Annotated in this window: 10 protein-coding genes; 1 reads left to right on the top strand and 9 read right to left on the bottom strand. The window is 73.9% G+C overall.

From position 1 onward, the window contains the following. The first annotated feature begins 60 nt into the window (after positions 1-60). Positions 61-804: an SDR family oxidoreductase gene (locus ACZ6KF_RS23200; protein ID WP_356626621.1), complete on the top strand. Its 744-nt coding sequence runs from the start codon at positions 61-63 to the stop codon at positions 802-804. A gap of 84 nt (positions 805-888) precedes the next feature. On the opposite strand, the gene ACZ6KF_RS23195 is transcribed toward ACZ6KF_RS23200, so the two are convergent. The 9 genes from ACZ6KF_RS23195 to ACZ6KF_RS23155 are packed head-to-tail and all read right to left on the bottom strand — an operon-like array spanning position 889 to position 13,757. Beyond that, positions 889-2,424: an FAD-binding oxidoreductase gene (locus ACZ6KF_RS23195; RefSeq protein WP_356626623.1), complete on the bottom strand. Its 1,536-nt coding sequence runs from the start codon at positions 2,422-2,424 to the stop codon at positions 889-891. A 20-nt stretch (positions 2,425-2,444) separates the two neighbouring features. Then, positions 2,445-3,257, bottom strand: a complete 813-nt coding sequence (locus ACZ6KF_RS23190) for an aminotransferase class IV (protein ID WP_356626625.1) — start codon at positions 3,255-3,257, stop codon at positions 2,445-2,447. 4 nt (positions 3,258-3,261) lie between these two features. Continuing rightward, positions 3,262-4,497: an FAD-dependent monooxygenase gene (locus ACZ6KF_RS23185; protein ID WP_356626627.1), complete on the bottom strand. Its 1,236-nt coding sequence runs from the start codon at positions 4,495-4,497 to the stop codon at positions 3,262-3,264. 33 nt (positions 4,498-4,530) lie between these two features. Further along, positions 4,531-6,132 carry a class I adenylate-forming enzyme family protein gene (locus ACZ6KF_RS23180; RefSeq protein ID WP_356626629.1) on the bottom strand — a complete coding sequence of 534 codons (1,602 nt, stop codon included), beginning with the start codon at positions 6,130-6,132 and terminating at the stop codon, positions 4,531-4,533. Between the two features lie 41 nt (positions 6,133-6,173). Further along, on the bottom strand, positions 6,174-7,643 hold the full coding sequence (locus ACZ6KF_RS23175) for an AMP-binding protein (RefSeq protein WP_356626630.1): 1,470 nt from the start codon (positions 7,641-7,643) through the stop codon (positions 6,174-6,176). Positions 7,644-7,692: 49 nt separating this feature from the next. Next, the gene (gene pabB, locus ACZ6KF_RS23170) at positions 7,693-9,795 is read right to left on the bottom strand and encodes an aminodeoxychorismate synthase component I (RefSeq protein ID WP_469157343.1); all 2,103 of its coding nucleotides are present in this window, start codon (positions 9,793-9,795) and stop codon (positions 7,693-7,695) included. 49 nt (positions 9,796-9,844) lie between these two features. After that, positions 9,845-11,236 carry a 3-deoxy-7-phosphoheptulonate synthase class II gene (locus ACZ6KF_RS23165; RefSeq protein ID WP_469177316.1) on the bottom strand — a complete coding sequence of 464 codons (1,392 nt, stop codon included), beginning with the start codon at positions 11,234-11,236 and terminating at the stop codon, positions 9,845-9,847. 59 nt (positions 11,237-11,295) lie between these two features. Further along, positions 11,296-12,672, bottom strand: coding sequence for an aldehyde dehydrogenase family protein (locus ACZ6KF_RS23160; protein WP_469239870.1), 1,377 nt, complete (start codon positions 12,670-12,672; stop codon positions 11,296-11,298). Then, positions 12,672-13,757, bottom strand: coding sequence for an AMP-binding protein (locus tag ACZ6KF_RS23155; RefSeq protein ID WP_469177318.1), 1,086 nt, complete (start codon positions 13,755-13,757; stop codon positions 12,672-12,674). The genes ACZ6KF_RS23160 and ACZ6KF_RS23155 overlap by 1 nt, the downstream gene beginning before the upstream one ends. Positions 13,758-14,054: the final 297 nt, after the last annotated feature.

Here is a 14,054-nt window from a genome sequence, read left to right as displayed (position 1 = left end):
GACATTGTGGAGTCATTTAGTCCATGATACTTTCCGGTCAACTGGAATGGGGAGGTCACCATGCGCATCGCTGTCGCCGGCGCGACCGGAAACATCGGGGCCCTGACCGTCGCCGCACTGGAGCGGGACGGGCACGACGTCGTACGCATCAGCCGCTCGTCCGGCGTGGACCTGACGACCGGCGCGGGGCTCGACGACGCCCTCGCCGGGGTGGACGCGGTCGTCGACGCGACCAACGGTCCGGCGAGCGACCGGGCGGAGACGGTGGCGTACTTCGCGGCCACCACCCGCAACCTGCTCACCGCCGAGGAGCGGGCGGGCGTACGCCACCACGTGCTGCTCTCGATCGTCGGGATCGACCGGGTCGAGGGGAACGCGCACTACGCGGGCAAGCGGGAGCAGGAGCGCCTCGTCGCCGAGGGGCCGGTTCCGTGGACGATCGTCCCGGCGACGCAGTTCCACGACTTCGCCGCCATGGTGACGAGCTGGACCGAGCACGAGGGCGTCGCCACCCTCGCCCCGCTGCTCGTCCAGCCGATCGCGCCCGCGGACGTCGCCGACATCCTCGCCGAGATCGCGACGGGCGAGCCGCAGGGGCGGTACGCCGACATCGCCGGGCCCGAACAGCACGACCTGGTGGACATGGCCCGCCGCACCAACGAGGCGCGCGGCCGTGAGATCAGGCTCGTGCCGACCTGGCGGGCCGGATTCGGGCCGGAGATGGCCGGCGAGGCGCTGCTGCCCGGCGAGCGGGTCCGCATCGCGCCGACCACCTTCGACGAATGGCTGGCGAAGCAGCGCTAGAGAGCCCAGGACGCCCCCCGGGCCCGCCGTCCCGTGCCGGGGCCCCGCCGGCCACGGCCGTCGCCGTGACCGGCGGGGCGGCGGTCACGCCGGGACCGCCTGCGGGAAGGTGAAGAAGCCGTACGGGTCGTACTTCCGCTTGACCCCGCTCAGCCGCGGCAGGTTGGGGCCGTAGTAGGCGTGCGCGTAGTCGCTCAGCTCGGTGTCGGGGAAGTTCACGTACGAACGCCCGTTGGAGTAGCCGTCGATGGCGTCGAACAGGCCGTTCAGCCAGCTCTCCGCCGCCGCCCGCTCCTCGGCGGGCGGAGTGGAGGAGGCGAGGCTGACGGTGAGGGTCGCGCTGTAGAGCGCGTCGCGGTGCGGCCACGCCGTGGCGTCGACGGCCGGGAGGTTGGCGTTCTTGCCCAGGCCGAGCAGGCTGACCACCCGGGACTGGCCGGCCCGCCGGTCCGCGTCGAACGCGGCGAGGAACTCGTCCACGCCCGTCTGCGGCAGCACCCGGCTGAACATCCGGCCCCGGTTCTTGACCCAGGCCTGCCGGGGGATCGTGGCCTCGGGGTTGCTGCCGGTCGTGTGGCAGGCGTCGACCGTCTTGTCCTCGCAGCCGAACACCCGCATCATCGCCCGCTCGTACGTCATCTCCTGCACCGCACGCGTGGCGGGCGCGACGCCCACCAGCGAGGTGAGCAGGGCCAGTTCGGCCTCCAGCTGCTCCACGGTGCCGAAGTGCACGCCCGAGACGATGATCGTCGGCAGCGCCCCCGGCCGCGCGTCCGGCAGCCTCACCAGACCGCCGCAGGCCAGGTCGGCGGACGCCTGCCGCGACCACTCCAGGTAGCCCGGCACGGCCCGCTGGGCGTGGTCCCACGTCCAGGTCAGCGTGTAGTGGACGACCCGGGTGATCGGGGTGGGCGCCATCCGGAACTCGGTGACCACGCCGAAGTTGCCGCCGCCCCCGCCGCGCAGCGCCCACAGCAGGTCGGCGTTGCGGTCCTTGGAGGCCGTGACGATCCGCCCGTCGGCCAGCACCACCCGCGCCGACAGCAGCCGGTCGGAGGCGGGGCCGTACTTGCGGTACTGCCAGCCGGTGCCGCCGCCGGTGAGGAAGCCGCCGGGGCTGACCGTCGCACAGAAGCCGGCCGGCACGCTGATGCCGTACGGGCTCAGCCGCGGCAGCACGTCCACGGCCTGGACGCCGGGGCCGAGGCAGACCTGGCCCGGCCCGGCGTGCACCCGGTTGAGCCGGGTCAGGTTGATGACCAGGCCCTCCGTGGTCGACCAGCCGCCGTAGCTGTGGCCGCCGCTGCGCACCGCGGTGTGCAGGGAGTGGTCCTGGGCGAACAGCATCGCGGTGGCGACGTCCTGGGAGGTCTCGGCGTACACCACGGCCTGCGGACGGATGTCGTCGAACTGGGCGTTGGCCAGCAGCCGGGCGCGGTCGTAGTCGGCGTCGCCGGGGAGGACCAGGTCGCCCGTGAGCGAGGCGCGCAGCCGGTCCCACGGGGCGGTGCCGTACCGGCGCCGCTTCGGGCGGGCCTCGGCGGTGCCGACGGCGGCGAGGCTCGCGCCGGCGGCGGTCAGGCCCGCACCGGCGGCGAGCAGGGTCCTGCGCTTGATCATGTCCAGTTTCCTTTGTGAGTTCACGGCACGCGGTGTGCGTGCTCGCTCGCGATGGGCGAGTCGTCCAGATGCCGGGCCTGCGCCCGCAGCAGCCGCTGCCACCGGGGCGCCCGTTCGGCCGGCGCCGCCCGGCGCCCGGAGCTGATCCACTCCGTCACCGGACGGATTCCGTGCAGCGCGTTGACCAGCCAGGTCTCCCGGTCGTACAGGTCCTCGAAGGCCGCCCTCGCACGGCGCACCACGACGCCGCGGTCCCGGGCCAGCCCGGACAGCAGGGCGCTGGTGACGCCGGGCAGCACCCGGTCCTCGGCGTCCGGCAGACACAGGTCGGGCCCCTCCCACCACAGGAGACTGGCCGTGGTCGACTCCGTGACCCGGCCGTCCTCGGTGGTGAACAGCGCCTCGTCCGCGCCGGCGGCCCGGGCCCGCGCCCGCACCTGGGCGAGGCGGCCGATGTCCGGCCCCTTGACCAGGGGAGCGGTGCGCGGGTCCGCGTACGGCCAGGGCAGGACGCGCACGGCCGGGGCCAGGTCCGGGGCGCGCCGCAGGTTCAGGGCGAGCGTCCCGTCGGGATGCAGTTCCACGCGCGGGAACCACTGGCCCTCGCGCGGGAGTTCGGCCACGGCGGCGTCCCAGAACCGCCGCACGGCCGGCTGCCGCAGGCCCGCCCGCACACAGGACGCGGCGAACCGCGCCCCGTGGCGTTCGACGGCGCGCACCCGGCCGTCCGCGACCAGCCAGGAGTCGGCCACCAGGAGATCGCCCGCCGGGTCGGCCGCGGGGGCGAACCCCCGTTCGCCGTCCCAGGCGAGCCACCGCTCCGTGCAGGCCATCGTGTCAATACCGTCCCTTGGTGTTGGTCGGTGCTCCGGTGCGCGGCCCGTACGGGGCGCGTTCCAGCCACTCCCCGCAGGAGGGCACCAGCGGGGAGAGCGCCGCGCCCGCGGCCTGCTTGAGCCGGGTCAGCCTGCTGCTCGGCCGCAGATGGGCCAGGGCCGTCCGCGCGGCCTCGCTGTTGAACACGGCGGCCTGCCGGCGCTCGGTGGCGAACTCCCGTATGGCGAGGACCCGTTCGTCCGGCCGCGCGAGCGCCCTGGCCACCGCGTCGGCCGCCGCGGCCGAGTCGGCGATGCCGCTGTTCATGCCCCGCGCCCCGAAGGGCGGGAACAGATGGGAGGCCTCGCCGACCAGCAGCACCCGGTGGCAGCGGTCGGTGAAGTCGGCGGCCACCACATGCAGGAAGCGGTACTTGGACACCCACAGGAGCCGGTCGGCGTACTTCTCGCCCACCACGGCGGCCACCCAGCGGGCCGCCGCGGCCTCGTCGGCCCACTCCTCGGGCGCGTCGCCGTCCTTGCACTGCAGGTCCAGCTGGAAGCCGCCGGCGAACGGCACCCGCATCACGCTGCGACCGCCGAGCGCGGGATGCTCGTAGACGAACACCCGCTCCAGCGGCAGCGGATCGTCGGGGTCCTCCTCGATGTCGACCACGACGTGGAAGGCCTCGGACCGCTCGCCCTCCATCTCGATGCCCTGGGACCGCCGCACCCGGGACCGCGCGCCGTCGGCCCCGATGACGTACTCGGCCTCCCACACCGCGCCCTTGCCGGTGGTGAGCCGGGCGATGTCCGGGAACGTCTCCACGCCGGTGACCTCGCTGTCCCAGCGGAACTCGACGCCCGCCTCGCGGCAGGCCGCCATCAGGTGACGTTCCGTCTCGATCTGCCGCAGACTGGTGAACGGCGGCGTGTGACCCGCGTCGTTCGGCCGGGGCGGGTAGGTGCGGGCGAAGACCTCCTTCGTGCGGTAGACCGTGCGGCGGGTCGGCCAGACCACCCCGTTGCGGATCAGGGTGCGGTCCAGGCCCGGGCTGATCCGGCCCAGCACGTTCAGCGACTCCCGGTGCACGAACAGGGCGCGGCTTCCCGGGCGCACCCGGTCCTCCGGCTCGGCCTCCAGGACGGTGACGGGCAGGCCGTGGCTGCGCAGGGCGAGGGCGGCGGTGAGCCCCACGGGGCCGGCTCCGACGACGAGGACCGGGACCCGTTCGGGCGGTGGGGGATTGGAGGACATGACAACTCTCCCTCTGGTCGTCCGGCGCGGTCGTCAGTCGGAAGCGCGCACGCCGCCGGGCGCCTTGTTCTCGCGGAGCATCCGGCTGATCTCCACGCGCTGCACCTTCCACGTCGAGGTGCGGGGCACCTCGTTGAACGGCCAGTGCAGGGGCGGGGCGAGGGGCGGCAGACCGGCGGTGGCGCGGGCCCAGCGCTCGGGGTCCAGCGGGGCGTCCCGGCGGGTGCACACGACGGGCACCGGGTCGCCCTCGGGGCCGGTGACGATGATCACCTCGAGGAGTTCCTCCAGGCGGGACAGCAGGATGTCCTCGAGTTCGAGGTTGCTGTCGATCTCGTCGATCTGGTCGATCTCGCGGTCGATCAGGTGCAGCTTCCCGAACCGGCCGAGGTAGCCCATGTCGCCGAGCCGCCACCAGCCGTCGTTGAAGTTGTTCAGATAGCGCTCGTGCTCGCCGAGGTACGTCATGATGCGGCCCCGGCCGCGCAGTTCGAGATGGCCCGGCTTGCCCTTGGCGACGGGCCTGCCGCTGTCGTCGACCACCCGCAGCCGGATGAAGCCGGGCAGGACGTAGCCGACGTCGCGCCCGTCCGTCTTGTCGGCGGTCTTCGCGCTGTACCAGGCGCCGGAGATGGGCCCGGTCTCGCTCTGCCCGTACAGCTGTATCAGCAGCGGGCGGGGGCGCTTGGAGGCGCGCAGCAGCCGCTGGATGGTGCGGGGGTGGATGGCGTCGAAGGTGCTGCTGTAGTAGCGGACGCTGGACAGCGGGGCGCCGGGGGCGTCGGCCAGGTCCTCCCACTGGATGAAGTTGTTGGGGTGCGTCTCGACCAGGCCGGGGCGGTGCCTGACGAAGATGGGCGCGATCTTGTCCGGGTCCGGGTCGTTCAGGACGAGCAGCGGGTTGCCGTAGTTGAGGAAGACGCCGAGGGAGTGGAAGAAGCGGGAGTGCACGAACGACATGCACAGCGCCACCGTCTCCTTCCTGCGCACCGGCCAGGCGATGACCTGCTGCGGCAGCAGCCGGTGGAACAGCGCCTTCGCGTTGTGGACCATCAGCTTGGACACGCCCGTGGTGCCCGAGGTGTGGGTGATCAGCGCCGGCTGCGAGGAGTGCAGGCGCACGGCCGGGCGGCGGGGCGCCCCGTCCAGGTCCGCGAGCCGGCGCAGTCCGTCGTGCGCCTCGGTCCCGGCCAGCACCGTCTCGTGGGTCAGCGACCGCACGTCCACGCCGTCCAGCGGGCCGGTCAGCTTGGCGGCGTCGCTGATCAGCCAGGGCTTGTCCAGCCGGCCGAGCAGCTTGCCCACGATCTCCCCGGGCAGCGCGGAGGAGATCATCACCGGCACGCCGCCGATCCGGGCCACCGCGCAGGCCAGCAGCGAGATGTCGAAGTTGTCCGACTTGTGGACGGCGACGCGCTCGGTGGGCCGGATGCCCGTCGCCCACAGCCGGGCCGCGAGGTCGTCGACCACGTCGGCCAGTTCCGCGTAGCTGAAGCTGGTCCCGAGGTGGGGCAGGGTCGCGAGCGGCTGGTCGAGGGTGACGGGCGTGCCCGGGAACTTGGCCGCGGCCTTCTCCCAGAGCAGGCCGAGGTAGAAGGCCGTCTCCGGCAGCGGTTTGGTGATCCTGGAGAACATGAGGCGGCTGCTTTCTTGACGGAGGGAAGGGCGGTGGACTGTCAGCCGCCCTGGCGGAGGAGGAAGCGCTGGAGCTTCCCGGTGGGGGTGCGCGGCAGGGACTCGACGACCTGCACGGCACGCGGCACCTTGTAGGGCTCGAGGTGGGCCCGGGCGAGGGCGACCAGCTCGGACTCCAGCGTCGCGGGGTCGCAGGCGGGCCGCCGGGGCACGACGAAGGCGCGGAGTTTGGATGCGCCCCGTTCGTTGCGCACACAGGTCACGGCGATGTCGTGGACGTCGGGGTGCCGGGCGAGCAGCTGCTCGATCTCGACCGGCGAGAAGGTGATGCCCCCGACCATCTCCAGGTCGTCGGTGCGGCCCCGGTGGGTCAGGGTGCCGTCGGGATGGCGGACCACCTGGTCGCGGGTGTTCAGCCAGCCGTCCACCAGGACACGGGCCGTCTCCTCCGGCAGACGGTGGTAACCGCGCGTGACCGTCGGCCCGCGCACCCACAGCTCGCCGGGCGTCCCGTCGGGCACCGGCCGCCCGTCCCGGTCGCGCACCTCGGCCTCGAAGCCGGGCACCGGCCGGCCCACCGTGCCCGGCGCGTGGAAGGCGACGCCGTTGGTGGCGATGGCGTGCCCCGCCTCCGTGGAACCGAGCTGGTCGTACAGCGGGCAGCGGAAGAACGCGGCGGCCCGCTCGCGCAGTTCGTCGGTCAGCCGCTCGCCCGCGGAGACCGCCGAGCGCACACTGGCGAAGTCGGCGGCGTCGGTCTCGGCGATGATGTTGGCGTACGCGGACGGCACGGCGAACAGCTGGGTGACCCGGTGCCGGGCGACCAGCTCCGCGATCCGGGCGGGCCGGGGCGGCCCCGGCTCCAGCACCGCCGAGCCGCCCGACCACAGCGGGAACGCCAGCGTGTTGCCGAGCCCGTACGCGAAGAACAGCTTCGACACCGACAGGGCGACGTCGTCCGCGCCGAAGCCGAGCACCTGCGCGCCCGCGCCGGTGTGGTACAGCTCCAGGTCCGCGTGGCGGTGGACGACTCCCTTGGGCAGCCCGGTCGTCCCGGACGTGTACTGGATGTACAGCGGATGGTCCGCGCCGACCGGCGCCGCCGGGGCGGCCTCGGCGCCGGCGGCCTCCTCCAGCAACCGCTCGCCCGTCAGGTGGGCGGCGCCCGGGAAGCGGCCGGCGAGCGACTCGTCGGCGACGGCGAGGACCGCGTCGCAGTCCTTGGCGAGGTAGCCGTGGCGCTCCTCGGTCAGCTGCGGGTTGGCGACCACCGCCACGGCGCCGAGCCGGGCCGTGGCGAGGAAGGCGACGACCCAGGCGAGGGTGTCGGGCAGGGCGATCAGGACGCTGCGGCCCGGGGCGGCGCCGTGCCGGGCGAGCACCGAGGCGGCGCGGGCGGCCAGGGCGTGCACCTCCCGGTGGGTCACGGTCCGGTCGCCCTCGTGGAAGGCGGCCCGGTCCGACCAGCCCCGCTCCTCGGCCGCATGTTCGAGCGCTGCGGCGACGTTCATGGTGTACGGCTCCTGTCGTCGACGGATGCGCGGACAAAGGCGGTCGGGCTCATGCGGTGAGCTGCTCCGGGACGCGGAAGGCGCGCAGCGGCGCGGACGCCTTGAGCACCATCTCGTCGAACTCGTCGTCGGCGTCCGAGTCCAGGACGATCGCGCCGCCCGCCCCCACCCGCCACTGGTCGCCGACCCGGACGGCGGTGCGGATGACGATGTTCAGGTCCGCGGTGCCGTTGGTGGACAGCAGACCGATGGAGCCGGAGTACACGCCGCGGGCCTCGGACTCCAACTCGTCGATGATCTCCATGGTGCGGAGCTTGGGCGCCCCGGTCATCGACCCGCCGGGGAAGCAGGCGCGCACCACGTCGACGGCGTCGAGTCCGGTGCGGATCCTGCCGCGGACGGTGGACACCAGCTGGTGCACGGTGGTGTAGCTCTCGGTGGCCATCAGCCGCGGCACATGGACGCTGCCCACCTCGCAGACCCGTCCGAGGTCGTTGCGGAGCAGGTCGACGATCATCAGGTTCTCGGCGCGGGTCTTGGCGCTGGCGGCCAGCGACGCGCGCAGGGCCTCGTCCTCCTCGGGGTCCGCGCTGCGCGGCACCGTCCCCTTGATCGGCTTGGTCTCCACGACGCCGGAGCGGTCGATGGTGAGGAACCGCTCGGGCGAGGAGCTGGCGATCTCTACGTCGCCGAGCCGCAGATAGGCGGCGTAGGGGGCGGGGTTGGCCCGGCGCAGCGCGCGGTAGTACGTGTAGCCGTCGCCCTCGGCGGGCAGCCACGCCGAGGTGGTGAGGCAGACCTCGTAGCTCTCCCCGGCCCGCAGGTTCTTCTGGATCTCGTCGATCCGGGCCCGGTAGGCCGCGCGGTCGTGGGTGAGCCAGGGCTCGGCGCCGACGCCGTCGCCGACCTCCACGGGCTCGGCCGGCGGCAGGGAGAGCAGGGCCGCGGCGGTCGTGTCGAGCCAGCGGACGGCGGCCGACTCGGTGGCGGGGTCCGCGTCGCTGAGCGCCAGCAGATAGGTGGCGTCCTCCTGGTGGTCGACCACGACGACCCGGTCGGCGAAGATCCAGACGGCGTCCGGGGTCGGCGAGACGTGCTTGTTGACCGAGCCGAGGTCGCCCTTCAGCTCGTAGCCGAAGTAGCCGACGTAGCCGCCGGTGAAGCCGAACGGCAGGTCGGACACGTCCAGCCGGCGGCGGCGCAGCTGCGTCTGGAGGTAGTCGAACACCGTCCCGGGGAAGCACCGCGGCTCGCCGTCGGCGCGGACGACCTCGACCTCGCGATCGGTGAGCCGGTAGCGGACGGTCTCGGCGAGCGGGCCGGAGGCGTCGCCCAGGTAGGAGAAGCGGGAGCGGCCCGGCTCCACATGGGCGCTGTCCAGCCAGAAGGAGGGCACGTCGGAGCCCGCGTACAGGTGGGTGAAGGCGGACTCGGTGTCGACGGCGGTCTCGATGGTGCGCACGTGCACCCGGTAGCCGGCGGCCGGCTCGACGGGGACGGCGCGGCCGGCCGGCGCCGGCGCCGCTTCCCGCCCGGCCGGGGGGGCGGCCGCCGGGCGGGAAGCGGTCGTGCGGCGGGCCAGGGTGAGGTCGCGGAAGTTCGCCATCATGCGGCGGCCGTGCTCGGTGGAGACGGACTCGGGGTGGAACTGCACGCCCCAGACCGGGCGGGTGCGGTGCCGCAGGCCCATGATGACCCCGTCCTCGGACCAGGCGGTGGCCTCCAGGGCGTCGGGGAGCGGGTCGGCCACGCACAGCGAGTGGTAGCGCACCGCCGTGAAGCCCTGCGGCAGGCCGGCGAAGACGTCCTGCCCGTCGTGGGTGATCCGGCTGAGGTAGCCGTGCCGGGGCTCGGGGGCGGGCACGATCGCGGCGCCCTCGCCGTGCCCGATGCCCTGGTGCCCCAGGCAGACGCCGAGCACGGGGACGGGCGAGGTCTCCAGGACCCGGGCGGAGACGCCGAAGTCGCGGGGGCGGGCGGGGTGTCCGGGGCCGGGCGAGATGACGACGTTGTCGAAGGCGGCCAGGTCGATGCCGTCGGCGCCGCGGTCGTCGTTGGTCACGACGACCGGCTCGGCGCCGTTGACCTCCGCTATGAGCTGGAAGAGGTTGTAGGTGTACGAGTCGTAGTTGTCGATCAGCAGGGTTCTCATCACGGGCTCTCTGTGGGGGTCGCGGGCGTTCGGCGTGCTGCGCTCCGGATCAGCCCTTGGCGATCAGCTCGGAGACGGTCCGGGCGACCAGGAGTGCCTGGGCGTCGTTGAGGCGGGGGTCGCACAGGGTGCGGTAGGCGCGGCCGAGGCCGTCCTCGCCGTCGGGTCCGCCGGCGCCGAGGCACTCGGTCACGTCGTCCCCCGCGATCTCCAGGTGGACGCCGCCCGGCCACTGGCCCGCCCGGCGCAGCACCTCGAAGAACCCGGTGATCTCGTCGAGGACGTCGCTCAGGCGCCGTGTCTTGACACCGCGGGACGTGGTGACGGTGTTGCCGTGCATGGGGTCGCAGACCCAGACCACCTCGTGCCCGGCCGAGCGGGCGGCCTCGACCAGACCGGGCAGCACCTCCCGGACCCGGCCGGCGCCGAAGCGGCCGATGAGGGTGAGCCGGCCGGGCCTGCGGTGCGGGTCCAGGCGGGCGCAGATCTCGCGCAGCGTCCCGGGATCGGTGGCCGGACCGACCTTGCAGGCGACCGGGCCCGCGATCCGTGCGAGGAAGGCGAGGTGGGCGCCGTCGAGCCGGCGGGTCCGCTCGCCCACCCAGGGGAGATGGGTGGAGAGCAGGTACTCCTCGCCGGTGTGGGCGTCACGGCGCACCAGCGCCTGCTCGTAGTCCAGCACGAGCGCCTCGTGGCTGGTCCACAGGCCCGTGCGCCGCCAGGCGCCGTCGAGCAGGATCGTCTGGCCGTAGTCCCTGAGCACCGAGCGCAGGCTGCCGTCCCACGCCCGGGTGGGCAGACCCGGGCCGCCCGTGACCCGCCGTCCGTCCCAGCCGTCCCACCGGTCCCAGCCGTCCCAGGAATGGAGCGTCAGGGCGGACTCGTGGGCGATGAGGTGGAGTTCGTTCAGGACGGCCCGGGCGGTGCTGTACCCGAGCAGCATGCGGCGCGGGTCGGGGATCCGGGCCCGCTCGTCGGCGTCGGGGGAGTTGACCAGGTCGCCGCGGTAGACGGGCAGGACCCGGTCGCCGACGGTCTCCTGGGGCCGCGAGCGGGGTTTGGCGTACTGGCCGGCGATCCGGCCGACGGTGACGGTCGGCAGACCGGAGGCTTCGCTGATGATCTCGGCCATCTCCCCGATGACGCGGTGCTTGCCCCGGACGGCGGCCACGCCGGCGGCGCCGACGGGCTCGGCGCAGTCGCCCGCCTGGAGCAGGAAGGCGCGTCCCGCCCCCGTGTGCGCCAGGGCGGAGCCGAGGCGGCGCACGTCACCGGGGGCGGTGAGGGCGGGGGCGAGGGCCAGCTGGTCCTGGACCCGGGCGGTCCGGGAGGGGTCGGGCCACGCGGGCTGCTGGTCGGCGGGGAGATTGCGCCACTCCGTTGCGGGCGGCGGCGCGGGGGGAGCCGGGGCGACCGGCGGATGATCGGCGAACGAGGACACGGCTCATCCCTTCCGTCCGTATGGCGGCGGGTGCGGGCAGTGGGGCACGGGGTGTCCGGTCAGCTGTCGGTCTCAGCCGTGACCAGGCCCTTCGGTTCGAGCAGGAACTGGGCGAGGCTGCCGTCGTGCGGGGTCTCGGGGACGCCGGACCAGGGCCTGACGCGCCCGGTGACGACCTTGCGGACGGAGGGTTCGCGCAGTACGGCCTCGGCGAGCGGGGCGTGTTCGCCGGGGAGGCTCACCACCAGGGACTCGCGCAGCGGGCGCACCCCGTCGGCGGGCCGCCACGGCGCGACCACGACGAAGGGAAAGCCCAGCTCCGTGCCGGCCAGGGGGTGGTCGGGGCGGTCGACGGAGACGACCAGCGGGCGCATCACGCGGGTGCCGTCGCCCGGGTCGGCCGGCAGCGAACCGCCGTAGCGGTGCGTGCTGTGGTCGGTGGCGTCCTTCGTCAGCCCGGCGAGGTGGTCGGCCAGGGCGGCGGCGTTGTCCGGGCTGACGGCGGGCAGGGTGGCCTGCTCCTCCAGGGCGGGGCGGACCGGGAGCCCGGCGAGCCGGTGGGCGAGCGCGTCGGCGAGCGGTTCCACCGGGCCGCTGGTCAGCACCAGCGAGATGTTGTTGCACCGCACCCCGCCGTCGTCGGCGATCCACTGGACGAGGTCGTCGAGCAGCTCCTCGTCCTTCTCGGCCCCCGCGCCGACCAGGACCTTGCTGCGGCCGGGCCCGCGCACCAGGACGTCGCTGCGCCGGGCGAAGCGCTCCGCCGCCGCCGGTCCGCCGTACACCAGCCCCAGGTCGGCGTGTTCCAGCAGGTGTTCGCCCATGTCGTGGTCGCCGGGCAGGAACGCCAGGGTCTGCGGGTCCACGCCGGCGGCGAGGAGAGCGGCGAACAGCCTGCGCGGGGTGAAGGGGTCCCTGCTGCCCGGCCGCACCAGGACACGCGCGCCCATGGCGAGGGCGCGCACCCAGGTGACGTTGGGCTCGGGGTGGTTGTTGGGCACGATCGCGGCCAGGAGCGCGCCGCGCGGCACCCAGACCGTGCGGTAGCCCGGGGTCTCGAACGGCTCCGGGTACTCGGCCTGGTTGATCCGCTCGATCATGCCGAGCTGCGAGCGGATGCCGCGGATCGCCCGGGTGATCGCGCCGCCCGGCGTGCCGGTGGCCAGCACGACACGGCGCCGGTACTCCTCGGGGGACTCCCCGTCCAGCTCGGCCTCGGCGAACAGCCGGCCGGCCTCGGCGAACACCTCTCCGGCGGGCGCTGGCCCGGCCGGCGCCGCCCGGAGCCGGTTGAGGGCGGCCTGCGCGAGCAGACGCGGGGCCAGTCCGACCGAGGCGAGCGGGGAACCGTCGAGCGCGGCGAGCTCCACCCGGTCGCGGCTGTCGACGTCGGCGCCCCCGAGGACGGGATTGACGACGGGCAGGGCCGCGGCCATCAGTAGACCCCCTCGATCACGGCCGGGGCGTCCTTGGCCTTCAGCGGGGCGATGTCGGCCAGGCCGTCGACGTCGTCCCCGCTCGCCGGCCGGACCCGGATCGCGGTGTCGCGCTCCAGCACGTTGGGCAGGAACATGTCCCGGCTGAGCTGGTGCATCAGGACCTGCCCGCGCTCCCCGTACGCCACGGGGCCGCCGGTCTCCGGGTCCACCAGCTCGACGATCGACTGCGGGAAGTACGGGCGGAACACGCAGGGGTACGGGTCGTCCGCCTCGCGCGGCCGCTGCGGGGCGATGCCCATGATGGTGTTGCCGTAGATGGCCGCGACCCTGGCCCGCGGGAAGAAGGTCTCCTCGATCTGGCGCAGCGACTCGGGGCTGATGCTGGTGCCCGCCCAGAGGATGGCCTCGAGCGACGCGGCGAGCCGCTCGTACAGGTCCGGGCGGGCGCAGATCGCCTCCAGCACGGGAGGCGTGACGAACAGCACCTTGATGTTCTGGGAACTGACGATCGGTTCGATCTGGTCGAGCAGGTACGCGCGGTACTCGGCGGCGAGTTCGGTGCGGCCGGAGGCGATCAGCCGCTTCACCCAGCGCGGGTCGAAGTCGAGGGTGAAGCACAGGGAGCCGCGCAGCTGCGCCAGGTGCCGGACGGTACGGCCGACGACGTGCGGGCCGGTCGGGCCCACGTGCAGCCAGTGCCCCGTGGCGGGGAAGCCGTGCTCGGCCAGGACGTCGCTCACCCACTCCACGTTGCGGGTCCGCGAGGTGCTGTCGACGACCCGCTTGGGGGCGCCGACCGTGCCGCCCGACTCGAACACCTCGAAGCCGCTGCCCGAACTGCCCGCCGGGATGAGGTCCTCGGCCGGGACCGTGCGCAACTCGCCGCTGACGTCCGGGAAGCGGCGCAGGTCGGCGACGTCGACGATGTCGGTGAGCGGGTCGAAGCCCAGACCGGCGGCCTTGCGCAGCCAGAACGGGGAGCCCGTGGCGGGGTCGAAGTGCCAGCGCAGGACGGCACGCAGGTGTTCCGGCGCCGTGCCGGTGCCACCGGCCCGCAGCGTGTCGTTTGCCAGGTCAGTCATGTACGTCCAGCCATTTCGTCGGGTCGGTGCCGCAAGGCACCGGACGTGCGGGTACTGGGCGCGGCGCGGCGCCGAAACACAGGAGGTACGAGCCGTGGTCCGGGCGAATCGCCCTGCCGGCGGGCGCGGCGGACCCGGAAGAGGGCGCAGCGGACCCAGAGGGCAGCGAGCGGCGTGCCGGCGGTGGCCTCACCGCCCTGCTCCCGATTTACCTTTTCCGTGAGACACCTGACTGTCAAGCGCCGCCCCGGCGCGCAGTCGCCTGTTCGGCCCGGCGCGCACTCGCCCGGTCGCCCC

Source organism: Streptomyces sp. NPDC046379, assembly GCF_055587785.1.
Note: the sequence above shows the minus strand (reverse complement) of the source record. Positions and strands in the feature narration are given on the sequence as shown.